21 protein-coding genes and 1 tRNA gene are annotated in these 21399 nt (G+C 70.3%); 20 read left to right on the forward strand and 2 right to left on the reverse strand.

Going from position 1 to position 21399, the window contains the following annotated elements; genetic code table 11:
* Positions 1-58 precede the first annotated feature (58 nt).
* The 5 genes from ACOJUJ_RS09325 to ACOJUJ_RS09345 all read left to right on the forward strand — a co-directional run bounded on the left by ACOJUJ_RS09325 (position 59) and on the right by ACOJUJ_RS09345 (position 3514).
* On the forward strand, positions 59-1030 hold the full coding sequence (locus ACOJUJ_RS09325) for a peptidase MA family metallohydrolase (protein ID WP_420126591.1): 972 nt from the start codon (positions 59-61) through the stop codon (positions 1028-1030).
* A 285-nt stretch (positions 1031-1315) separates the two neighbouring features.
* Positions 1316-1780 (forward strand): hypothetical protein, encoded by a 465-nt coding sequence (locus tag ACOJUJ_RS09330; RefSeq protein ID WP_420126592.1) that lies wholly within the window; start codon positions 1316-1318, stop codon positions 1778-1780.
* Positions 1781-1826: 46 nt separating this feature from the next.
* Positions 1827-2054 (forward strand): hypothetical protein, encoded by a 228-nt coding sequence (locus ACOJUJ_RS09335; RefSeq protein WP_420126593.1) that lies wholly within the window; start codon positions 1827-1829, stop codon positions 2052-2054.
* Positions 2055-2067: 13 nt separating this feature from the next.
* Positions 2068-2141: transfer RNA gene (locus tag ACOJUJ_RS09340), tRNA-Val, on the forward strand.
* 215 nt (positions 2142-2356) lie between these two features.
* Positions 2357-3514 carry a Fic family protein gene (locus ACOJUJ_RS09345; RefSeq protein WP_420126594.1) on the forward strand — a complete coding sequence of 386 codons (1158 nt, stop codon included), beginning with the start codon at positions 2357-2359 and terminating at the stop codon, positions 3512-3514.
* A gap of 98 nt (positions 3515-3612) precedes the next feature.
* On the opposite strand, the gene ACOJUJ_RS09350 is transcribed toward ACOJUJ_RS09345, so the two are convergent.
* Positions 3613-4827: a serine hydrolase domain-containing protein gene (locus ACOJUJ_RS09350; RefSeq protein WP_420126595.1), complete on the reverse strand. Its 1215-nt coding sequence runs from the start codon at positions 4825-4827 to the stop codon at positions 3613-3615.
* A gap of 207 nt (positions 4828-5034) precedes the next feature.
* Between ACOJUJ_RS09350 and ACOJUJ_RS09355 the strand changes: the two genes are divergently transcribed.
* The 3 genes from ACOJUJ_RS09355 (at position 5035) to tnpA (ending at position 7373) form a co-directional block, all read left to right on the forward strand.
* The gene (locus ACOJUJ_RS09355) at positions 5035-5961 is read left to right on the forward strand and encodes a S1/P1 nuclease (RefSeq protein WP_420126596.1); all 927 of its coding nucleotides are present in this window, start codon (positions 5035-5037) and stop codon (positions 5959-5961) included.
* A gap of 512 nt (positions 5962-6473) precedes the next feature.
* Positions 6474-6821: a hypothetical protein gene (locus ACOJUJ_RS09360; RefSeq protein WP_420126597.1), complete on the forward strand. Its 348-nt coding sequence runs from the start codon at positions 6474-6476 to the stop codon at positions 6819-6821.
* 144 nt (positions 6822-6965) lie between these two features.
* Positions 6966-7373: an IS200/IS605 family transposase gene (tnpA, locus tag ACOJUJ_RS09365; protein WP_420126598.1), complete on the forward strand. Its 408-nt coding sequence runs from the start codon at positions 6966-6968 to the stop codon at positions 7371-7373.
* Positions 7374-7504: 131 nt separating this feature from the next.
* On the opposite strand, the gene ACOJUJ_RS09370 is transcribed toward tnpA, so the two are convergent.
* Positions 7505-8512: a diacylglycerol/lipid kinase family protein gene (locus ACOJUJ_RS09370; protein WP_420126599.1), complete on the reverse strand. Its 1008-nt coding sequence runs from the start codon at positions 8510-8512 to the stop codon at positions 7505-7507.
* A 415-nt stretch (positions 8513-8927) separates the two neighbouring features.
* Here ACOJUJ_RS09370 and ACOJUJ_RS09375 point away from each other — a divergent pair, with 415 nt between their 5' ends.
* Genes ACOJUJ_RS09375 through ACOJUJ_RS09430 form a run of 12 tightly spaced genes read left to right on the forward strand, consistent with a single transcriptional unit; the run spans position 8928 to position 21279 of the window.
* Positions 8928-9359: a division/cell wall cluster transcriptional repressor MraZ gene (locus ACOJUJ_RS09375; RefSeq protein ID WP_420126600.1), complete on the forward strand. Its 432-nt coding sequence runs from the start codon at positions 8928-8930 to the stop codon at positions 9357-9359.
* A 23-nt stretch (positions 9360-9382) separates the two neighbouring features.
* Positions 9383-9580: a hypothetical protein gene (locus ACOJUJ_RS09380; protein WP_420126601.1), complete on the forward strand. Its 198-nt coding sequence runs from the start codon at positions 9383-9385 to the stop codon at positions 9578-9580.
* The gene (gene rsmH / locus ACOJUJ_RS09385; protein WP_420126602.1) at positions 9577-10518 is read left to right on the forward strand and encodes a 16S rRNA (cytosine(1402)-N(4))-methyltransferase RsmH; all 942 of its coding nucleotides are present in this window, start codon (positions 9577-9579) and stop codon (positions 10516-10518) included. The genes ACOJUJ_RS09380 and rsmH overlap by 4 nt, the downstream gene beginning before the upstream one ends.
* Positions 10515-10913, forward strand: a complete 399-nt coding sequence (locus ACOJUJ_RS09390; RefSeq protein WP_420126603.1) for a hypothetical protein — start codon at positions 10515-10517, stop codon at positions 10911-10913. Before rsmH ends, ACOJUJ_RS09390 begins: the two co-directional genes overlap by 4 nt.
* Positions 10910-12925, forward strand: a complete 2016-nt coding sequence (locus ACOJUJ_RS09395; RefSeq protein ID WP_420126604.1) for a penicillin-binding protein — start codon at positions 10910-10912, stop codon at positions 12923-12925. The genes ACOJUJ_RS09390 and ACOJUJ_RS09395 overlap by 4 nt, the downstream gene beginning before the upstream one ends.
* On the forward strand, positions 12922-14442 hold the full coding sequence (locus tag ACOJUJ_RS09400) for a UDP-N-acetylmuramoyl-L-alanyl-D-glutamate--2,6-diaminopimelate ligase (protein ID WP_420126605.1): 1521 nt from the start codon (positions 12922-12924) through the stop codon (positions 14440-14442). Before ACOJUJ_RS09395 ends, ACOJUJ_RS09400 begins: the two co-directional genes overlap by 4 nt.
* On the forward strand, positions 14439-15863 hold the full coding sequence (locus tag ACOJUJ_RS09405; protein ID WP_420126606.1) for a UDP-N-acetylmuramoyl-tripeptide--D-alanyl-D-alanine ligase: 1425 nt from the start codon (positions 14439-14441) through the stop codon (positions 15861-15863). The genes ACOJUJ_RS09400 and ACOJUJ_RS09405 overlap by 4 nt, the downstream gene beginning before the upstream one ends.
* A gap of 3 nt (positions 15864-15866) precedes the next feature.
* A complete protein-coding gene (gene mraY, locus ACOJUJ_RS09410) occupies positions 15867-16976 on the forward strand; it encodes a phospho-N-acetylmuramoyl-pentapeptide-transferase (RefSeq protein WP_420126607.1) in 1110 nt (369 codons plus the stop codon).
* Positions 16976-18346 carry a UDP-N-acetylmuramoyl-L-alanine--D-glutamate ligase gene (gene murD, locus ACOJUJ_RS09415; protein WP_420126608.1) on the forward strand — a complete coding sequence of 457 codons (1371 nt, stop codon included), beginning with the start codon at positions 16976-16978 and terminating at the stop codon, positions 18344-18346. The genes mraY and murD overlap by 1 nt, the downstream gene beginning before the upstream one ends.
* 1 nt (position 18347) lies before the next feature.
* On the forward strand, positions 18348-19580 hold the full coding sequence (locus ACOJUJ_RS09420; RefSeq protein WP_420126609.1) for an FtsW/RodA/SpoVE family cell cycle protein: 1233 nt from the start codon (positions 18348-18350) through the stop codon (positions 19578-19580).
* A complete protein-coding gene (locus ACOJUJ_RS09425) occupies positions 19577-20701 on the forward strand; it encodes a UDP-N-acetylglucosamine--N-acetylmuramyl-(pentapeptide) pyrophosphoryl-undecaprenol N-acetylglucosamine transferase (protein ID WP_420126610.1) in 1125 nt (374 codons plus the stop codon). Before ACOJUJ_RS09420 ends, ACOJUJ_RS09425 begins: the two co-directional genes overlap by 4 nt.
* Complete coding sequence (locus ACOJUJ_RS09430) at positions 20698-21279, forward strand: hypothetical protein (RefSeq protein ID WP_420126611.1); 582 nt, start codon at positions 20698-20700, stop codon at positions 21277-21279. The genes ACOJUJ_RS09425 and ACOJUJ_RS09430 overlap by 4 nt, the downstream gene beginning before the upstream one ends.
* The last annotated feature ends 120 nt before the right edge of the window (positions 21280-21399 follow it).

The following is a 21399-nucleotide window of genomic DNA, read 5'->3' on the forward strand; positions in this document are numbered from 1 at the left end:
GGCGGCGGAGGATGACCCTCCGTTGCCTCCGTTTCTCCGTTGTGTGACCTTTCCTCTCATGAACCGTGTCTTCGTTCTCGCATTCCTCTCCCTGCTCGCGGCGCTCGCGCCCCTGCCCGCGCAAACGGCGGACGCGGACACGCTGGCGGCTGGCTCCGTCCGCGTGATCCACGCCCCGCGCGAGCGCTCGCTGGCGCGCGAAGTCCTCACGACGGCCACGCGCCCCATGCCGCTCCCCGGCCTGGGACGCGGCGCCGTCCCCGAATCCACCACCATCGTCCTGGCCCCCACGCCCGCCGACTTCAGCGCGGCCACGGGCGGCGGGGCGCCGGAGTGGGCGGGCGGCATCGCCATCCCCTCCCTGCGCGTCATCGTTCTCCCCACCTATCCCATCCCCGGCGTGCGCCCGGTAGACGCGGCCGCCACACTGCGTCACGAGATGGCGCACCTGGTGGTGGCGGAGCGGCTTCCCGGGCAGATTCCCCGCTGGTTCACGGAAGGGTACGCTGAGGTGGCGTCCGGCAGCTGGGACGTGGAGAGCGGATGGACGCTGCGCGTGGCGTTCGTGCTGGGGCGCGCGCCGCCGCTGGACTCGCTGGAGCTGGAATGGCCGCGCTCCGCCGGCCGCGCGCGCCTGGCCTACCTGCTTTCCGCGACCATGGTGGACCACCTGCGCCGCCGCACGGGGGAGGAGGGCTTTGCGCTGCTGCTGGACAACTGGCGCCGCGAGGGCACGCTGGACCAGGCCGTCCGCGTGACCTGGGGGATGACGATGGGGCAGCTGGAAGACGAGTGGCGCAAGGACGTGCGCCGGCGCTACGGCTGGCTTTCCCTGGCGGCGAACGTGGGGCTGGTCTGGTTCGCGGCGATGCTGCTGGGCTTTCTGGCCCTCATCCCCCGCCGCCGCCGCAACCGGCTGCGGATGGAGGCGATGGAACGCGAGAACCTGATGCTCCCTCCACCACGCGAGGATGGTATGAGCCTGGAGTATCCGCTCCCCGGCGAGCCGGAGCCGCAGCGGCGCGAGTAGGCGCCCGCCCTTCATCCTCCCGGCGTAGCGGGCTACGGGCCTCTGGAGCGAATGTGTCTCCGGCGCCCCATTTCCTGTGTCATCGCTGTCCCAGGTTGCCCGGGTGCGGAAGCGGACACAAGCCGTAATCTCTTGTGCTACGGTGGTTTGAAGCACTTCGTGGTTCGGGCCCGGCGGTTGCGGTGCGCCATGCGCCCGCGCGGGGGGGACCGACGCGGGTGACGGCGGTGCGGGAGGCACGGGTTGCCTTTCCGCCGACAGACCCGTTCTCCTCGAGAGAGCACGATGAGTACTTCGTTCCGTACGGTTTTCGCGGTGTTGATGATCGGCGGCGCGCTGGTGGCCGCCGCCGCGCCCACGTCCGCGTCCGGCGGGTCCGCGCCCGCGGACTACGTGGGCACGTGGATCACCTGGTTCGAGGCGGGGCACGGCCCCACTTCGCCCTGCGCCCGCCTGTACGTGGCGGAGGAGAGCGAGAGCACGCTCGACGGGATGTGGGCGGCGCCGGGATGGAACGGGCTGGTGCGGGGGACGGTGCGGCAGGCGCGCGCGGGGCTGGTGTGGCAGGGGGAGTGGCGCAGCGGTGAGACCGCCGGCGGCTTTCAGCTCATCCTGGGCGGCCCGGACGCTCCGGCGGGCCGGTTCAAAGGCACGTACACGGCGGCTGATCCGGGCGAAGTCCGTGCCTGGAACGGTGTTCGCGAGGTGGAGGGTCAGCCCGCGCAGGTCCCCTGCACCTGGGCTGATTGACGCCCCGGGGTTGACGCTCGGGCGCGCCCTTCCTTAGCTTTGCGGCATGCCGAGACCGACACCTGCCCAGAGCCGCACGGCCGTCCCCGCGACGTCCACCGCCGAAAGCGAGAGCTCGCTTCGCTTTACGCCGCTGAACCTGTCCGTGCTGGCGGGCGGCCTGGCCGCCATCCTGGCCGGGTTCCTGATGCTGGGCGGCGGAAGCACCGTGGCCGCCCCGCTGCTGCTGATGCTGGGTTTTGCGGTGCTGGTGCCGCTGGGCATCATCCTGTAGGCCGGAATCATCCGGGCGCTTAGCTCAGCTGGTTAGAGCACCGGTTTTACACACCGGGGGTCGGGGGTTCGAATCCCTCAGCGCCCACTGACGTTCGAACATCGAAAGCCCGGCGGAGACGCGTGTCTCCGCCGGGCTTCGTGTTTTTTCCTCGCGCGGCGCCGTTTCTCCGCACACGCGACGTTTTGCGGATTGCGTTATCAAAGGTTAACCCCTTATCCTTTGATAGCCGGATCCGTTATCAAAGGTTCAGGCGCTTTCCCGTATCAGTTTTAGTATCAGTTCTACTCGTGAGGAGTATCATGAGCAGGGCGGGCACTCTGATTCAGCAGCAGGGCGGGGCAGAGGGATTCGCGGCGTTCATCCCGGCGCCGCTGCCTCCCGTTCCCCCGGTGGAGTTCACCACCGAGCTGCAGCGCGTTCACGAAACGGCCGTCCACGCCGTCGGTCAGCTGGAAGGCGTGTCGCGGACGATGGATCCGGCCCGCTTGCTCTACATGTACGTCCGCAAGGAAGCCGTGCTTTCCAGTCAGATCGAAGGAACGCAGTCAACCCTTTCGGATCTGCTGCAGTTCGAGAACGATGCGGTGCCAGGGACGCCGCTTGAGGACGTGCGCGAAGTGTCCCGCTACGTCGACGCGCTATACCACGGACTCGACAGGATGGAGTCGGGCGCGCTGCCCCTGAGTCTGCGCCTGATCCGCGAGATCCACGGCGTGCTGATGCGGGACGGCCGCGGGAGCGTGCAAAGCCCGGGCGAGTTTCGCCGCTCGCAGAACTGGATCGGTGGTTCAAGGCCGGGCAACGCGCACTTCGTCCCGCCGCCACCTCATGAGATGCTGGCCGCGCTGGACAACTTTGAGAAGTTTCTGCACGACGGGTATGGCGCTACGCCTCCCATCATCAAGGCGGGGCTTGCCCACGCGCAGTTCGAAACCATTCACCCTTTCCTGGACGGCAATGGCCGCGTGGGGCGCCTGCTGATCAGCCTGATCTTCTGCTCCGAAGGGTTGCTGAGCCAGCCGTTCTTCTATTTCAGCCTGTATCTCAAGGAGAACCGCTCCGCCTACTACGACGCCCTGCAGCGTGTGCGGACGCATGGCGACTGGGAGGGGTGGATCCACTTCTATCTAGCCGGCGTGGAAAGCGTTGCGCGGCAGGCGGCGGATACGACGCTGGCGCTGCGAGGGCTGTTTCAGCACGACCAGCAGCGGGTCGCAAACCTGGGCCGCGCGACCGGTTCCGCCATGAGGGTCTACGATGAGCTGAAGGAGCGTATCATCCTCTCGATCCCACGCGCGGCGGAAGCGACGGGCCTCACGTGGCCAACGGTAAACGGCGCATTTCGGCGGTTGCGGGAACTGGGCATCGCACGCGAAGTGTCGGGGCGGGCCCGGGATCGCATCTTCGTGTATCAGCGGCAGCTGGACCTGCTGAACGGACGCGATGTAAACAAATAGGTTTGTTATCAAAAGTTGGAGCGCGAACTTTTGATGGCGGAAATCGTTATCAAAGGTTCAGGACGATTTTAGTATCAGATGGCGTAGCAGGTTGTGCCTCATGCGCCGATGATTTCCTCCCACACGTCGCGACGGATCTCCTGCATGTCCACCTTGCGCTTGGGCTCGTAAACGCGGTTGGTGAGCAGGACCATCCACGTGCGGGTGGCGGGATCGATCCAGAGCGCGGTGCCGGTGGAGCCGGTGTGGCCGATGGCGTAGACGTCCTTGCACGCCACGTGGTCCGGAACCTTGCCCTCCGCGCAGTACGTCACCCAGCCCAGCGCGAAGCTGCCGGCGCCGGGCTGCGGGCGCAGGAAGGTGTCGATGGTTTCGCGGCGCAGGACGCGGACGCCGTCCAGCTGGCCGCCGTTGGCGATCATCGCGGCGAAGCGCGCCAGGTCCGCGGCGGTGGAGAACAGGCCGGCGTTCCCCGCCAAGCCTTCAAGCGCGCGCCCCACCTCGTCGTACGATCCACCGCGATACGGCTCGCCGGTGCTCAGGCGCATCGTCGGCGCGCACTGCTCGCACCCGCGCGGCGCGGCCATGCGCGTGGACGTCATTCCCAGCGGCGCCCACACGCGGCGGCGAAGGTAGTCCGCGAGCGGCTCGCGGGCGGCGCGCTCCGCGGCCGTCCACAGAACGACGAAGCCGATGTCGGAGTAGAGGATGTCCTTTCCCGGCCTCACCGCGAGCGGGCGCGTGACCAGGTAGCGGCGCGCGGCGGCCGGCGCGGCGTCCTGGTTCATGTCCACGGCGCCCGCGCGGGTTCCGCCCGTGTGGCTCAGCAACTGGCGGATGGTCACGCCGCGGCCTTCGCCGCCCGCGAACTCGGGCACCCAGCGCGAGACCGGATCGTCCAGCCGCATCCGCCCATCTTCCACCAGCAGCATCACCGCGGTGGTGGTCGCCACGGCCTTGGTGAGCGAGGCCAGGTCGTACACCGTCCGCGCAGCGTCCACCGGCTCGGCACCGTCCGTCCATCCCACGTTTCCGATGGCGGAGCGATGCACCTCCTGGCTTCCTACGCCCACCACCAGCGCCGCGCCGGGGAACGCGCCGCCGTCGATCTGCTCGCGCACCTCTTCGTCCGCTGCCACCAGCCGCCCCTGGTCGAAAACGACGGGCGCTTCGGCGGGTTGACGAGCGGCCATGCCGCCACTGGGGCCCGCGGCATCGCTGCAGCCGGCGACGTACAGCACCAGGCCCGCCGCGCCCAATCGCGCCGCCCGCCAGGTGCCTCCTCGTTTTGCCGTCCGCTCGATGTACCGCATCCCAGTTCCTCCGGTTAGCGTCCCCGACGCAGAGTGAAGAGCAAGTCGCGTTCCCGTAATCGCTTGCGGAATAAACGTTTGATGTGGGTCCGCGAATGTGGCGGCGCGTGTGACCCGCCGCGCGGCCCGCGGTTTGACGGCGGGGAGCCGGACGCGGATAATGTCCCGTCGCACGGAAACCGATCCACCTCTGACGCAAAGAAACCGATGAAGCTCCGCGTCCTGACACTCGCGCTGGCGGCCTGGGGGCTGCTGTGGAGCACGCCCGCGCACGCGTGGGACGAGCTGGGCCACCGCGTGGTGGCGCGCATCGCCTGGGACCACATGACGCCCGCGGCCCGGCAGCACGCCATCCGCCTGCTGCAGTCCGCGCCCCCCGGCTCCGGCATCGCCGAGCTGATGCCGCAGACGGGGACGATGGAGGAGCGGCAGCGCGACTGGTTCGTGATGACGGCGGTGTGGGCGGACATGATCCGCGACCGCGAGCACGCCGGCGCGCGCTACGCCCACGCCGACTGGCACTACGTCAACTTCTTCTGGGAAGTGGGCCCCAACGGCGCCCCGCGCGACCGGCCCGACGTGCCGCGCGCGGGCTTTATGCTCGACCAGATGCAGCGCATCTCGCAGACGCTGGGGAGCGCGGCCGTGCCGGACTCGGCCGAGGCGATCGACCTTGCGTGGCTGCTGCACCTGGGCGGCGACTCGCACCAGCCGCTGCACAACAGCGCGCGGATGACGGCCGAGGACCCCGAGGGCGATCGCGGCGGCAACAGCTACCGGCTGGCCGGGCTGTACCCGTTCAACAACCTGCACGCGTACTGGGATTCGCAGGTGGGCTTCGCCGTCCCGTGGGGCGACGAGGACGAGACCGAATCGGAGTACGTGGGTTCCATCGCCCAGGGCATTGCCCGCCGCTGGCCCCAGTCGCACATGCGCGGGCGGCTGCTGCCGGGGCAGTTTGAGCAGTGGTCGCGCGAGGGGCTGCGGGTGGCGCAGCGGGTCGCCTACACCACGCCGCGCAACGAGCGCGCGACGATGAGCTACCGCCACCGCGCCTGGACCGCCGCCGAGCCGCGCCTTGCGCTGGCCGGCTACCGCCTGGCTGACCTGCTGAACAGCCGCCTGGGGGCGTGACGCACCCGTTCGGATCACGTGTCCGCTCGCGGGGACAGTGGCCACTGCGGTGATGGCCACGGCGGTGGCGGCGGGGAGTGGACGCGGCGGCGGGTGTGGCGAGTGTGGCGGCTGAGGGTGCTCGCGGCTGGCGGGTTGGGAGTGGTAGGGATGAGGTCGATAGGCGCGTGAGACAGGCGCACGAGACAGGCGGCTAAAGCCGCGCGCTGGAGATGCCATAAGCCCCGCCCGACCGCTGCGCGATCGGGCGGGGCTTCAACTGCATGTGAACCCAGGGCTTCTCACCGCGAAGAGGCTCCTTGCACTCACTCGCTCTGCGACGGACATCGCACAACTCCTGACGGCCTCTTCTCCGCTCTTCCCGTGGCACCGGCCACCGGCATCCTGACACCTCTGGTACCACCTCAGACGCCTTGTGCGCGCATGCATTTGTGGCTTGCGTGGTACGGCGTGTTCTGTGTACACATTCATGCATCGCAGCACCGCGTCTCATGCCTGGAGAGTGTGTCAGAATGCGTGCATTGATTCCGATCCTGCTGATGCTGGGCATGGCCTCCGCCGTCCCTGCCGCGTCCGATGCGTTCCACCTTGGCGCGCCGGATCCGCGCGCCGTGCTGCGCGATGTGGAGCGGGCGGAAACGTCGTATCGCGCGGCGCGCGGGCGCTACACGGCGTCATTGAGTGCGCTGGGGATCGAACGGGTGCGGGAGGTTGACGTGCGCATCGTGGCGGAGGGTGCCGCCGGCTACTCCGCCGTCGCGATCGCGGGTGCGGAGGAGTGTGCCGTTGTTCACGGCCGCGCCCGGCCGCCGCGGAATTGGGTGACGACAACCGAGCGGATCGTGTGCAGGGAGAGGTAGGCGGCTGCGCAGGACAGAAGGGCCGAGATGCGCGGCCGGGATGAGCGGGTAAACCCGCTGCTGGTAAAGCGATAAGCCCCGTCTGACTCGCTTGCGCTCGCCAGACGGGCTTCAACTGCAAACAACCAGAGGAGGAGTGTTAACATGCGGCGGACTCAGACGCGATTGTACCTGCATCTGGTATGGGCAACGTGGGGGCGATTGCCGTTGATCACGCCGGAAATTCGCGAGCGGCTCTATGGCGTGATGCAGCACCACGCCTCAAAGCTCCGTTGCGAGGTGATCGCCATCGGCGGCATCGAGGATCACGTGCACGTCCTTCTGCGGTTCGGGCCCACGGTCGTGATCGCCGACCTGGTGGGCCGCATGAAGGGCGCGTCGTCATACCTTGCGGAGCAGGTGCTGGGGCACACGTTCAAGTGGCAGGGCTCGTACGGAGCATACAGTGTGTCGCGGCATGGCGTGGACCGGGTGCGCTCGTACGTTCTGAACCAGGAGGCGCATCATCGCGACGGAACAACGATTCCCGACCTCGAGACCATCCACACGTAATCCGTTGCGGTTGAAGCCCCGTTCGGCGACGCGCCAGCGGCGCCGAACGGGGCTTATCGCTTTCCCAGCAGCGGGTTTACCCGCTCATCCCGTCGGGGCTGATGGTCTGCACGGCGCCACACACCGGGCCGTCAGGTCTCGACCTCCTCGCCCTTGGCCGGGATCTCGCCCCCCTCGGCCTTCCCCGTCGCCGCGGGTGCCCCCGGGGCTCCCGCCTCGCCCTCCGCCGGCGCGTGTGGCACCATCAGGGTCAGGCGGTGCGGGCCCAGGTCGTACTCGAAGCGGCGGGCGGTAAGGGGCTCGCCGTCGGCGTTGACGGTCATCTCCTCGTCCGACTCCACCGTCAGCTCGCGGACCTTGAGGTAGGTGACCTTGGGGTCGTTGACGTGCGTCCCCGCGCGGATCTGCGGGGCGATGCGCACCAGTTCCATGTGCGTCATCTCCTGCACGATGCACAGGTCCAGCAGGCAGTCCGCCGGGTCCGCATCCGACGTCACCCAGTTGCCCCCGCCCGTTCTCCACGCATTACCCACCGCGAACAGCAGGAACCCGTCCTTGTACACGGTCTCGCCGCCAGAGGTGAAGCGGGCGTGCGACGCTTTCAGGTGGACAAACTTCTTTACGCCGGTCACGACGTACGCGATGGGCCCCAGCGTGCGCTTGAGGTCGCTCGACGCCTCGTCCGTGGCCTCGGCGCCAATGCCGCCGGTGGAGACGTTCAGAAAGTAGCGGCCGTTCACGCGCGCCACGTCCACCGGGTACTCTTCGCCGTTCGCGGCGTTCAGCAGTGCGCCCGCGGGGTCGCCCGTCGCGATCCCCATTCCCCCCGCCAGGTCGTTCCCCGTCCCCAGCGGCACGATGCCCACCCGCGGCAGCACGACCTTCTTGCCGTCCTTCTCCCGCTCCTCGATCCAGTCGTACAGCCCGTTCACCACCTCGTTGATGGTGCCGTCTCCGCCGCACGCCACCACCAGGTCGGCGCCGTACTCCGCGGACTTCCACGCGAAGCGGTGTGCGTCGCCCGTTTCGAACGTCACGCGCGGGTGCACCGTGTGGCCCTGCTCGCGCAACCGCTCCACCGCCGTCCGCAGCGCCTCTACCGCCTCTGGCGAGGGCTTGATGATCACCGAGATCTGCACGGCCGTTGTCGTCTGGGGTGCGGGGTGCCGGAAAGTAGAACCCGGAGGGGCAGGAAGTGCGCCAGGGCCAAGTGCGAAAGTGCGGGAGTGCGTGAGTGCGGACGCAGAAGATGCGACGTGCCCCTGCTCAGCATCGCAGAGCCTTCGCGGAATGAGATCCTGGTCGGCGGCACGTCACGTCCCACCCCAATCCAGCGTATCCGCATTCCGCACGTCCGCCCACCCACTTCGTCCGCCCGCACCGCCAGTCCTCTCCATCCACGCACTTCCGCACTTCCGCACTTCCGCACTTCCGCACTCGCAGTTCGGCATATCTTCGTCTTGACGCGGGGGTCGATCGGATTAGCTTGTGGGGCACGGTGGGGAGAAGTGGGGGATAGTGGAGCAGGATGGCGGAAGCGTACACCGGAGCCCCATGAGCGGCTTCCTCGGGAGCTACACGCACCAGATCGACGAAAAGGGGCGGCTGAGCCTTCCCGCCTCGTTTCGGCGAGACGGGGGGGAGGAGCCGCTGATTCTGGTGCACGTAAACCCCGACTCCCTTACGCTTTTTCCCCGCCCGGTGTGGAGCGATATGGAGGCGCGTCTTCGCGACATGCTGCGGCGTAATCCCAGGTCGAGGCCGTACGTGCTTCGGGTGACCGCCAACGCGCTGGAAGTGGTGCCCGACAAGCAGGGGCGCATCCTGGTGCCGCAGCGGATGCAGAAGGAAGCGGGCATCGCCGGGCCCACGCTCATCGTGGGCGCCATCGACCGCATCGAGTTGTGGAATCCCGAAACGTTCGACGCCGTTACCGCGCAGGCAGTGCCCGACGAGGAGCTGCTGGCGCACGAGATCTTCGCCTGACCCTTTCATCACCCGGAGCGCGCATGGTATTCCCCGCCTACCCGGCCATGTTCGACACGCTGCCGCCGCCGCCCCGGGCCTGCGGGATGGACCGGCACGTGGGCCCGTTCGAGCCCCTGGGCGAGCTGCGCGACTTTCTTGGCACGGACTGGTTCTGCTGCCGGTCGTGCCGCGCCACGGTTACGGCCCGCAACGCACGCGGCGCGCACGTGCCCGCGTGACGCTGCCGTACGCGAGCGGCTACCACGCGCCGGTCATGGCGCGCGAGGTGATGGACCTGCTGCGGCCGGAGCGCGGCGGCGTTTACCTCGACGGCACGCTGGGCGGCGGGGGGCACGCGGAGGCGCTGCTGGAGCGTGGGGCCACGGCCCATTTGATCGGGGTCGACCGGGATCCTGACGCGCTGGCGGAGGCGTCGGCGCGGCTGCAGCGGTTCGGCGAGCGGTTTCGTCCCGTGCGGTCGAACTTCGCGGACGCGGTGGATGCGGCGGGGATCGGGGAAGGGACGCTGGACGGGGTGCTGCTGGACCTGGGGATCAGCTCGCACCAGATCGACGTGGACGCGCGGGGATTCACCTTTCGCCCCGGCGCGCCGCTGGACATGCGGATGGGGCAGGCGTCGGCCGATGAAGCTTCCGCGGCCGACCTGCTGAACACGCTTGACGAGGGGGAGCTCGCCAACGTGTTCTACCGCTACGGCGAGGAGCGCCGCTCGCGAAAGCTGGCGCGCGTCATCGCCGAGATGCGGGAGGAAGCGGAGTTCCGGACCAGCGACCAGCTGCTGCGGGCCATCGAGCGCGCGCTGGGGCCGCGCACGGAGGCGGCGGACAAGGCGCGCATCTTTCAGGCGCTGCGCATTGCCGTGAACCACGAGATCGAGTCGCTGGAGCGCGCCCTGGAGCGCTTTCGCGACGCACTGGCGCCGGGGGGCGTCTTTGCGATCCTGTCGTACCACTCGCTCGAGGACCGGCTGGTGAAGAACGCGTTTCGCGACTGGAGCCTGGAGTGCGTGTGCCCGCCCGGCCTGCCGGTGTGCCGGTGCCGCGGCCGCGCGCTGGGCACCACGCTTACGCGCAAGCCGACGGACGCCTCCGCCGAGGAGATCGCCGCCAACCCCCGCGCCCGCAGCGCGCACCTGCGCGGGTGGAGGGCCGCGTGACGACGGACGCCATGGATTTCCCGCGCCGCCCCGCGCGCGCCGTGGAAAAGCCGCTGCCGTGGGAAGAGCCGCAGGCGCGCCGCGTGGAAAAGCGCGCCCGCCGCCGCGGCTTTCTGCGCCGCGTCTTTTTCGTCGTCGCCGTGGCCGGGTCGCTCGCCTCGGTGGTCTGGCGGCAGACGGAGGGGGTGGCCCGGCAGCGGGAACTGACGCGCATCCAGAACGAGACCTCCATCGCCGAGGCCGAGCGGGTGGAGTGGGCCAACCGCATCCAGGCGCTGCAGACCCGCGCCCGCATCACCCGCGTGGCCCAGCAGCGGCTTGGCCTGCACGTGGCGCGTGACGACGAAGTGGTGCTGCTGCCCATCCCGGCCAGCGCCATGGAGCAGCGGCCGTGAGCAGCCACCTTCCCGCGCAGCGCTCCAGCGGCTGGGACAGCGAGCACCGCCTGCGCGCGCGCCGCCGCCTGCTGGTGGTCTGCATCGGCCTGGCGGCGGTGCTGGTGCTGGGCAAGGCGGTGTACCTGCAGGCGTTCGAGGCCAATCACTGGCGGCAGGTGGCGGCGGAGCAGCAGCAGGCCCGCGTGCCCCTTCCCGCGCGCCGCGGCGCCATTCTGGACCGCGACGGCGTGCCGCTGGCGCTCACGCGCGAAACCTTCGGCCTGTCCGTCGCCCCCAACGAGGTGACGGACCGCAACGCGCTGGTGGGGGCGATGGTGGATGCCCTCGATCTCACCCGCGCCGCGGCCCGCCGCGCGACGGATCCCAAGCGCAAGTGGGTGGTGCTTCCCGGCGCCTTTTCCGCGGAGCAGCGGCGCGCGCTGGGCGATGAGCGCGGGCTGCACTGGGAGCGCCGGCTGGAGCGCTTCTATCCGCAGGGCCGCGTGGGGCGCGAAGTGCTGGGCGGCGTGAGCGGCGACGGGCGGGCGCTGGGCGGCATCGAGCAGGCGATGGACGCAACGCTGAGCGGCAAGGACGGCTACTCGATCCTGCGCCGCGACGCGCGGGGAAAGAAGGAGGCGTCGGTTCGGCTTCCCGCGGTGGAGGCGACGGACGGCAACAGCGTCTACCTCACCATCGACTTCGACCTGCAGGAGATCGCCGACGCGGCGCTGGACGAGGCCATCGACAGCACCGGCGCGCAGGGCGGCGACCTGCTGCTGATGGACCCGCGCTCCGGCGAGGTGCTGGCCGCGGTCAGCAAGCGGCGCGGCGGCGCGCGCGACGTGGGCGCCTTTATCGAGCCGTACGAGCCGGGCTCGGTGCTCAAGCCCTTCTTCGTCTCCACGCTGCTGGCCACGGGCCGCGCGCGGCTCACGGACCGGGTGAACGGCGAGGGCGGGCGCTGGACGGACCCCGACGGCCGGGTGCACACCGACGTGCACGCGTACGACTGGCTCACCCTGCGCGACGCGCTGCGGGTGAGCAGCAACATCGGCATGGTGAAGCTGGTCCCGCGGCTGTCGCCGGGGCAGCAGTTCGGCTTTCTGCGCGACTTCGGCTTCGGCACGCCCACGGGGATCGACTATCCCACCGAGTCCGCCGGCCGGCTGCCGCGCCCGGACCGCTGGAGCAAGCCCACGGCGGCGTCGCTGGCCACGGGCTACGAGGTGTCGGTCACGCCGCTGCAGCTGGCGCGGGGGTACAGCGCCATCGCCAACGGCGGCAGCCTGATGGAGCCGCGGCTGGTGCGCGAGGTGCGCGCGGCGGGGGGGCGGACCCTGGAGCGCCGCGACCCGCGCGAGGTGCGCCGCGTGATCCCGCGCGCGGTGGCGATGGAGATCCGCGACGTGCTCGTCTCCGTCGTGGAGGACGGCACGGCGACGCGTGCGTCGCTGGCGACCTTCGAGGTGGCGGGAAAGACGGGGACGGCGCGGCGGACGGGCGCCAACGGCCGCTACGAGGCGGGCGCGTACAACGCCACCTTCGTCGGCTTTTTTCCCGCGCGCGATCCGCAGCTGACCATCCTCGTCCGGCTGGACCGGCCGCAGGGCGACTACTACGGCGGCCTGACCGCCGCGCCGGTGACGCGCGAAACGCTGCAGGCCATTCTGGCCGCGCGCTCGCCCGGCCTGGACCGGCGCAGCCTGCTGGCCACGCGCCTGCCCGCGCAGTCGCCGCCGGCCGCGTCCGGCGGGCGACGCGCGGACCCGCCGCCGGCCGGCGCGGAGGGCGTCTACGTCTTCGTGTCGACGGACGAGCTGCGCAAGGCGGCGGAGGCGCCGTCCGCGGCCGCGGTGCCGGTGCCCGACGTGGCCGGGCTGCCGCTGCGCGACGCGGCGCGGCGGATGCACGCGCTGGGGGTGCACGTGCGCGTGCGGGGCACGGGATACGTGACCGCCACCCGGCCGGCGGTGGGGGCGCCGGTGGCACGGGGCGACACGCTGGTGCTGGTGGGGGAGACCCGATGAGCAACCGCCGATCCACCCTGGGCGCCATCGAGGCGCGTCTCGCCCGCGAGGAGCTCCTGGCGGGCGACCGCCGTTTGTCCGACGGCCACGCCGCCCGCGAAGTGTGGGACGTTACGGCCGATTCGCGGCAGGTGCGCGTGGGCGCCCTGTTCTGCGCCTGGAAGGGCACGGCCAACGACAGCCACCAGTACGTCCGCCAGGTGTTCGAGTCCGGCGCGGCGGGCACGGTGGTGGAGGCGTGCCAGGACGACATTCCCACCCCCCAGCTGTGCGTGACGGACGGCCGGCTGGCCGCCGCCTACGCCGCCGCGGAGTTCTTTGGCGACCCGTGGCAGGGGATGACGCTGGTCGGCGTCACGGGGACCAACGGAAAGACGACCACGGCGGCCATGCTCCGCCACCTGCTCGCCGCCGACGGCCCCGCGGGCTACATCGGCACGCTGGGGGCGATCGGCGCGGACGGCGAGGTGATCCCGGGGACGGAAGGATTGACGACGCCGGGGCCGGTGGAAGCCGCGCGCTGGCTGCGGCGCTTTCTGGACGAGGGCGCCGGCCGGGTGGCGATGGAGGTCTCGTCCCACGCGCTGGACCAGGCGCGGATGGCGGCGGCGCGGTTCGACGCGGCGGTGTTCACCAACCTCACGCGCGACCACCTGGACTACCACGTGACGATGGAGGCGTACCGCGAGGCCAAGCTTCGCCTCCTCCACCTGCTCAAGCCCAACGGCGCCGCCGTGCTGAACGTGGACGACCCTGCCTGGCGCGACGTGGCCTCGCCGATCGGGCGGACGATCCGCTTCGGGGTGGAGCGGCCGGCGGATGCCGACGTGGCGGCGGAGGGGATGCACGTGGGGCCGGGGGGGATGCAGTTCACCCTGCGCACGCCGGACGGCGCCGCGCCGGTCGCGCTGCCCATCTTCGGCGCGTTCAACGTGTCCAACGCGGTGGCGGCGGCGGCGGTGCTGTGGAGCATCGGCTGGGACGTCCACCGCATCGCGGACGCGCTGGCGACGCTGCCGCAGGTGCCCGGCCGGCTGGAGCGCATCGCGGGGCCTCCTCACTCCGCTACCGTGCTGCGCGACTACGCCCATACGCCGGACGCGCTGGAGCGGGCGCTGGAGGCGGTGCGGCCCCTCGTCGGCGGGCGGCTGATCGTGGTGTTTGGCGCGGGGGGAGACCGCGATCCGGGAAAGCGGGCGGAGATGGGGCGCATCGCCGCCGCGCACGCGGACCAGGCCATCGTGACCTCCGACAATCCGCGCACGGAGGACCCGGAGCGCATTCTTGACGGCATCGAAAGCGGCATGGGAAGTGCACCCCGCCTGCGCATTTCCGACCGCCGCGAGGCCATCCGCACCGCACTCACCGAAGGACGCGCCGACGACCTGATTCTCCTGGCCGGCAAGGGCCACGAGACCTACCAGATCATCGGTACCGAAAAGCGTCCGTTCGACGAGCGCGCCATCGTGCAGGAGATTCTCGCGGAACTGCAGACCGCCGCCGGAGGTGAGTTTTGAGCGGGTTCCGCTGGACCGCAGACGAAGTTCGCGCCGCGCTGGAGACCCCGTCTCCCGCGGACGACGTGACGTTTACCGGGATCTCCACCGACACGCGCAAGATCGAGCGCGGGTCGCTTTTCGTGGCCCTGCGGGGCGCCAACTTCGACGCGCACGACTACCTGGCGCAGGCCGCCCGGGAGGGTGCCGCCGCCGCCGTCGTCTCCCGCGTGCCGCCGGACGCGCCCGCGGGGATGCCGCTGTTCGTGGTGGACGACACGCTGCACGCGCTGGGCAAGCTGGCCCGGCACCGCCGCCGTGCACTGGGCGGACGCGTCGTCGCCGTCGCGGGGAGCAACGGAAAGACGACGACCAAGGAGCTGCTGCGGGCGGTCCTCTCGTCCACCTTCCGCGTCCACGCGACGGAGGCCAACCTCAACAACCAGGTGGGCGTCCCGCTGACGCTGCTGTCGGCACCGGACGACGCGGAAGCCGCCATCGTAGAGGCGGGGACCAACGAGCCGGGCGAGGTCACGCTGCTGTCGCGCATCATCGAGCCCGACGCGGCCATCATCACCTCCATCGGCGAGGAGCACCTGGAGGGGCTGGGGTCGGTGGAAGGCGTGCTGCGCGAGGAGCTGGCGATCTTCGACGGGCTGGCGCCGGGGGGCACCGCCTTCGTGGCGGACGAGCCGGCGGAGCTGCCGACGGGCGCGCAGGAGCGGATCGGCGGGATGCGGCTGCGGGTGGCGGGGTTCGACGAACGCGCGGACCTCTTTCCCGATGGCGGCAAGGAGGGGGTGCGTTTTCGCCCGGACGGCAGCACGGAGTGGAGCTTTCGCGGCGTTCCCATCCACCTGCCGCTGCCGGGGATGCACAACGTCCGCAACGCGCTCCTGGCCCTCGGCGTCGCGGCGGAGTGGGGCGTGCCGATCGAGGACGCGGCCAAGGGCCTGGCGGCGATGAAGCAGCCCAAGATGCGCAACGAGTGGCTGCGCGTGGGGACTATAGGTATCATCGCGGACTGCTACAACGCCAACCCGCCCAGCATGCGCGCGGCGCTGGATCTTCTGGCGACGATCCCGGCGGAGGGGGAAAAGGTGGCCGTCATCGGCACCATGCGCGAGCTGGGCAGCCACGCCGAGCAGCTGCACCGCGAGCTGGCGCTGCACGCGGCGGGGCTGCTGGGCCACGGCATCGACCGCGTGGTGGCCACGGGCGACTTTGTGCGCGCCTTCGAGGAGAACCACTCGGAGCTGGGCGACCGGCTGATCTCGGCCGAGGACCCGGTGGCCGGTTATGAGGCGCTGCGGCCGGCGCTGCACGGCAACGAGACCATCCTGCTCAAGGGATCGCGCGGGGTGGCGCTGGAGCGGCTGATGCCGCTGATCGAACGCGACTTCGGCTCCGTCGAGCCGGTTTCCCCGCCGAGGGAGGGCTGACCCGTGCTGTACCACCTGCTGGTGCCGCTGGCGCAGTACAACATCGCCTTCAACCTCTTCCGCTTCCAGACCTTCCGGGCTGCGGGCGCGGTGGTGACGGCGTTCCTGGTGGCGTTCTGGTTTGGGCCCGCCATCATCTCGCGGCTGCGCATGCTCAAGGTGGGGCAGGTGGTGCGCACCGAGGGCCCGCAGACGCACCTGGGCAAGAGCGGCACGCCCACCATGGGCGGGGTGCTGATCATCCTGTCGACGGTGATCCCCGTCTTTCTGTGGGCGCGGCTGGACAACTGGTACACGGTGCTGGCGCTGGTCACGTTGATCGTGCTGGGCGCCGTGGGCTTTCTGGACGACTACCTGAAGATCGTCCGCAAGAACACCGGGGGGCTCAAGGGACGCTACAAGATCCTGGGACAGGCGGGGATCGGGCTGCTGCTGGGCGCGGTGCTGGTGCTGTTCGACGTGAGCGGCGACATCCCCAGCACCTGGACCCAGATCCCGTTCTTCAAGAGCATCCACGTCGATTTCTGGTGGCCGCTGTACATCCTGTGGGTGGCCTTCATCGTCATCGGTTGTTCGAACGCGGTGAACCTGACGGACGGGCTGGACGGCCTGGCGGCGGGGCTTTCGGCCATCGCCTGCGCCACGTTCGGCGTGTTCGCGTACCTGCTGGGCCGCGTGGACGCGTCGGACTACCTGAACGTGTTCTACCTGCCGGGCTCGGGGGAGCTGACCATCTTCTGCCTCGCGCTCGCGGGTGGATGCATGGGCTTCCTGTGGTTCAATGCGCACCCGGCGGAAGTGTTCATGGGCGACACCGGCTCGCTGGCCATCGGCGGGGTGCTGGGCGCGGTGGCGGTGATGCTCAAGGCGGAGTTCCTGCTGGCCATCGTGGGCGCGGTGTTCGTGGCCGAGGCCGTGTCGGTGGCGTCGCAGACCCTCTACTTCAAGTGGACCAAGAGCCGGACCGGCGTGGGCAAGCGCATCTTCCGCATGGCGCCGCTGCACCACCACTTCGAGCAGATCGGCTGGCATGAATCGAAGGTGATCATCCGCTTCTGGATCGCGGGGATCATCTGCGCCATGGCCGCCTTCGCCACGCTCAAGATCCGCTGATGCCGCGTTCGCTGGCGGGCGAAAGCGTCGGGGTTCTGGGCCTCGCGCGCAGCGGGCTGGCGGCGGCGCGGCTGGGGCTGGCGCGCGGCGCGCACGTCTACGCCAGCGACGCGGGATCGAGCGACGCGGCCAAGGAGGCGGCGGAGCAGGTTCGGCGGATGGGCGGCGACGCGGAGCTGGGCGGGCACGATCTCGCGAAGCTGGCGGCGTGCGGGCGCATCGTCCTGTCCCCCGGCATCCCGCCCACGGCCAGGGTGCTGAAGGAAGAGGCGATCCGCGGCGTGCCGGTGATCCCGGAGATCGAGTTCGCGTACGAGCAGCTGGATTCGCCCGTCATCGCCATCACCGGCACCAACGGCAAGACGACGGTCACCGCGCTGATCGAGCACCTGCTGCGCGCGGACGGCATCGACGCGGTGGCCGGCGGCAACATCGGCACCGCGCTCAGCGAGCTGGCCATGCGCGAGCCGCAGCCGGCCTGGGCGGTCGTCGAATGCAGCTCGTTCCAATTGGCGGGGATCCACCGCTTTACGCCGCGGATCGGCATCCTGACCAACCTGGCGCCCGACCACCTGGACTGGTACGACGACGTCGAGGCCTACTACGCCGACAAGGCGCGCCTCTTCACCAACGCGTCGGCGGACAGCCGGTGGATTCTGAACGCGGAGGACGAGCGCGCGCGGACGCTGATCGGCGATGCGCCGGGGACACGGCTGTACTTCCGCGTGGAGACGGCGCCGGAGTCCGAGGACGAGCTGGGCGGCTGGCTTTCCACCGGCGAGCTGATGATCCGCACGGAGCCGGGGCGCACGGAGCGCGTGGGCGACGCGGCGGACCTGCAGATTCTGGGGCCGCACCACGTGGCCAACGCGCTGGCGGCGGCGGTGGCGGCGCGGCTGGCGGGGGCGTCGGTGCAGGGGATCAGCGACGGGCTGCGCGGCTTTGCGGCGCCCGCGCACCGGCTGGAGCCGGTCGTGGAAAAGGACGGCGTGCTGTGGATCAACGACAGCAAGGCCACCAACATCGCCTCCACCCGCGTGGCCGTGCGGGGGATGACGCGGCCCACGGTTCTGCTGCTGGGCGGCAAGCACAAGGGCGAGCCCTACACCGAGCTGCTGCCGGATCTGCAGGGCGTCAAGACGATCCTGGCCTACGGCGAGGCCGCGCCGACGATCGTCGCCGACCTGGAGGGCAGGGCGCCGGTGGAGCGGGTGGACGGATGTTTCGAGGACGTGGTGAACCGCGCGCGGCAGGTGGCGCGCCCGGGGGACGCGGTGCTGCTGTCCCCGGCGTGCAGCAGCTTCGACATGTTCAGGAACTACGAGGAGCGCGGACGGCGCTTCGCGCAGCTGGCCCGGGAGGGCGCGTAGGATGACGAGCATCGCAATCGGACTGGGATGGCGTAAAAAGCAGGCGGAGCCCGTGCAGCCCGTGGTGACGCCGCGGGACCGCACGCCGTCAACCGCCGTTCCCGTCGCCCACGTGGAGACGTGGGAGTCGCGAGCGCTGGTCGGCTTGACGGCGTTCGCCTTTGCGTTCGGGCTGATGGAGATGTACAGCGCGAGCAGCTTCCTGGCCGCGTCGGATGGGCAGCCGGGGCACTTCTACGCGCTCAAGCAGCTCACCGGCGGGATCACGGGCGCCGTGCTGGCGGTCGCGCTCTCCCGCGTGGACTACCGCCGCTGGCGCCTGCTTGCCTGGCCCATGCTCTGCGCGCTGACGCTGATGCTGGTCGTGGTGGTGATGCCGGGGACGGAGGCCATCGCGCCGCGCATCAACGGCGCGCGCCGCTGGCTGAACCTGGGGATCAGCATCCAGCCCTCGGAGTTCATGAAGATCGCCATCATCGCCTGGACGGCGGCCATGGCGGTCAAAAAGGCCGACCGGCTGCACTCGCTCAGCAAGGGGCTGATGCCCTTTCTGGTCGTCTGGCTGCCGATCGTGCTGCTGGTGCTCAAGCAGCCCAACATGAGCGCGGCGCTGCTGATCGTCCTTCTCGCGTCGCTGGTGCTGTTCGCGGGCGGAGCGCGCATCGGCCACTTCATCCTCCTGGGCCTGCTGGCCGTGCCGGTGCTGTGGAAGCTGATCCAGGGCGAGGGCTACCGCGCGCGCCGCATTGCCGCCTTCCTCGATCCGACGCACGACACGGGCGGGGTGAGCTACCAGATCCACCAGTCGCTCATCGCCATCGGCTCGGGCGGGGTGGGCGGCGTGGGGTTCGGGGAGAGCCGGCAGAAGTACGGCTTTCTTCCGGAGCCGCACAACGACTTTCTGTTCTCGATGATCGCCGAAGAGTGGGGGCTGCTGGGCATCCTGTTCGTGGTCGCCGTGTTCAGCGGGTTCCTGGTTGTCGGCTACCGCATCGCCGCGCGCGCGCCGGACCGCTTTGGCTACCTGCTGGCCATCGGGATGACCAACCTGATCGCCGTGAGCGCCTTTCTGCACATGGGCGTGGCGCTGGCCCTGCTGCCGACGACCGGCGTGGCGCTGCCGTTCATGTCGTACGGCCGCAGCGCGCTGCTGACCTCCTTTGCCGCCGTGGGGATTCTGATGGCGATTGCGCGGGCGACGGGCCCGGAACCGGTTCGCGAGGGGGCCCGATGACGGCGCCGCGCGTCCTTTTTGCCGGCGGCGGAACGGGCGGGCACCTGTACCCCGCGCTGGCGCTGGGCGATGCCTTCAAACGGCTGGATCCCGCCGCGGAGGTGTTCTTCGTCGGGGCGAAGCGCGGCGTGGAGGCGCGGGTCCTTCCGGAGAAGGGTGTGCCGCACCAGTTGCTGCCGCTGGAGCCCATCCGCCGCGCCAAGCCGTGGCAGAACTGGCGGCTGGTTCCGGCGATGGCGCAGTCGTTCAGCGGATTGGGCCACATCTTCCGCACCTTCAAGCCCAACCTGGTCGTGGGCACGGGTGGATACGCCAGCGGGCCGGCGGTGGCCTACGCGCTGATGCGCGGCGTTCCCGCGGCGGTGCAGGAGCAGAACTCGTTTCCCGGCGTCGTCTCGCGCCTCGTGGCGGGCCGCGTGCGGCAGATCCATCTGGCGTTTCCCGAGGCGCGGCGCTACCTGAAGCCCGGCAAGCGGACGGAGATCTTCGAGTTCGGCAACCCCATCCGCCCGCCCGACTTCGGTGTGGACCGCAACGCAGCTAGGGCCAAGTTCGGCCTCGGCGGCGGCACCGTGGGGCTGGTCGTGGGCGGCAGCCAGGGCGCGCGGGCGGTGAACGAGGCGCTGATGGCGGACCTGCGCGGCGTGGTGGAGCGGCGGGTTCCGTCGATCGAAGGCTTCGAGATCCTGTGGGCCACCGGCACCGGCAACTACGAACGGGTGCAGAAGGCGCTGGCGGACCTCGGAAATCCGGCATGGGTCAAGGCGGTGCCGTACATCGAGGACATGCCCAGCGCGCTGGCCTCGGCCGACTTCGCCATCAGCCGCGCCGGCGCCATGTCGCTGGCCGAACTGTGCGCCTGGGGCGTGCCGATGATCCTGGTGCCGCTGCCGACGGCCGCCGCCAACCACCAGTTCCACAACGGCATCGCCCTGGCGCAGGCCGGCGCGGCGGTGATGGTAGAGGAAAAGGAGCTGGGCGGGGGCCGCCTGTGGACGGAGATGATGGGCGTGGCCAACGACGCGTCCAAGCGCGCCTCGCTCGCCGCCAAGGCCAAGGAGCGCGGCCAGCCCGACGCCGCCGACCTGATCGCCCGCGAGCTGGCCCGGCTGATCGGATGAGCGACGCCTTTGCGGGGCTCGATCACGAGCAGCGCCGCCGTGCGGAGGCGCTGGCGGAGCGGTTCCGCGCCGCGGGTGCGGAGGCGCCGGAGGGATGGGCGGCGTCGGAGGTGGAGGACGACATCCCGCAGCTGGCGCGGTTCATCTTTCTGCGCCGGCTGTGGCGCGGCGCCTGGCAGTGGAAGCAGCCGCCCGAGGACTGGTTCGCCGAAATCCCGGCGGACGATGTCCTGGTCAGTGACGAGGATGACGAAGACGAGCCCACGCTCGTCCAGACGTCCGGCGACGAGGTGATGGACGAGGACGGCGACCCGCCCTTCCTTGCCGCCCAGCAGGCGGTGCAGCGCATCCTGGCCGCCGGCGCGGACCCGGAGGACCTGAAGGAAGTGGCGCGCGCGATCTTCCTCCACACCGCCTTTGACGCGGTGCAGACGGTGGATGAGGGCCACGATCCCGAGGCGGGCGATGGGATGCCCGGCTGGCTGCTGACGGAGGTGGGTGGCGACCTGGTGCTGACCGGCCGCGTGATCCCCGATCTGCACGAGGACCTGCTGACGACGGAGCCGGACGGGGTGTGAGGGTGTGAGGGTGTGAGGGTGTGAGGGTGTGAGGGTGTGAGGGTGTGAGGGTGTGAGGGTGTGAGGGTGTGAGGGTGTGAGGGTGTGATTGGACGGTCCGGCGCGAGATGGTGGGCCGCC

The organism is Longimicrobium sp. (genome assembly GCF_048594345.1).
Lineage (GTDB): Bacteria > Gemmatimonadota > Gemmatimonadetes > Longimicrobiales > Longimicrobiaceae > Longimicrobium.

What these genes read in the sequence shown, in the direction of transcription:
- murD (WP_420126608.1), top strand. Translation starts at nt 16,976, where the DNA reads ATGCCGCGTTCGCTGGCGGGCGAAAGCGTCGGGGTTCTGGGCCTCGCG.
- ACOJUJ_RS09375 (WP_420126600.1), top strand. Translation starts at nt 8,928, where the DNA reads ATGAGCGGCTTCCTCGGGAGCTACACGCACCAGATCGACGAAAAGGGG.
- ACOJUJ_RS09330 (WP_420126592.1), top strand. Translation starts at nt 1,316, where the DNA reads ATGAGTACTTCGTTCCGTACGGTTTTCGCGGTGTTGATGATCGGCGGC.
- ACOJUJ_RS09350 (WP_420126595.1), bottom strand. Translation starts at nt 4,827, where the DNA reads ATGCGGTACATCGAGCGGACGGCAAAACGAGGAGGCACCTGGCGGGCG.
- ACOJUJ_RS09430 (WP_420126611.1), top strand. Translation starts at nt 20,698, where the DNA reads ATGAGCGACGCCTTTGCGGGGCTCGATCACGAGCAGCGCCGCCGTGCG.
- ACOJUJ_RS09345 (WP_420126594.1), top strand. Translation starts at nt 2,357, where the DNA reads ATGAGCAGGGCGGGCACTCTGATTCAGCAGCAGGGCGGGGCAGAGGGA.
- ACOJUJ_RS09420 (WP_420126609.1), top strand. Translation starts at nt 18,348, where the DNA reads ATGACGAGCATCGCAATCGGACTGGGATGGCGTAAAAAGCAGGCGGAG.
- ACOJUJ_RS09400 (WP_420126605.1), top strand. Translation starts at nt 12,922, where the DNA reads ATGAGCAACCGCCGATCCACCCTGGGCGCCATCGAGGCGCGTCTCGCC.
- ACOJUJ_RS09335 (WP_420126593.1), top strand. Translation starts at nt 1,827, where the DNA reads ATGCCGAGACCGACACCTGCCCAGAGCCGCACGGCCGTCCCCGCGACG.
- ACOJUJ_RS09360 (WP_420126597.1), top strand. Translation starts at nt 6,474, where the DNA reads ATGCGTGCATTGATTCCGATCCTGCTGATGCTGGGCATGGCCTCCGCC.
- ACOJUJ_RS09325 (WP_420126591.1), top strand. Translation starts at nt 59, where the DNA reads ATGAACCGTGTCTTCGTTCTCGCATTCCTCTCCCTGCTCGCGGCGCTC.
- ACOJUJ_RS09355 (WP_420126596.1), top strand. Translation starts at nt 5,035, where the DNA reads ATGAAGCTCCGCGTCCTGACACTCGCGCTGGCGGCCTGGGGGCTGCTG.
- tnpA (WP_420126598.1), top strand. Translation starts at nt 6,966, where the DNA reads ATGCGGCGGACTCAGACGCGATTGTACCTGCATCTGGTATGGGCAACG.
- ACOJUJ_RS09380 (WP_420126601.1), top strand. Translation starts at nt 9,383, where the DNA reads ATGGTATTCCCCGCCTACCCGGCCATGTTCGACACGCTGCCGCCGCCG.
- ACOJUJ_RS09425 (WP_420126610.1), top strand. Translation starts at nt 19,577, where the DNA reads ATGACGGCGCCGCGCGTCCTTTTTGCCGGCGGCGGAACGGGCGGGCAC.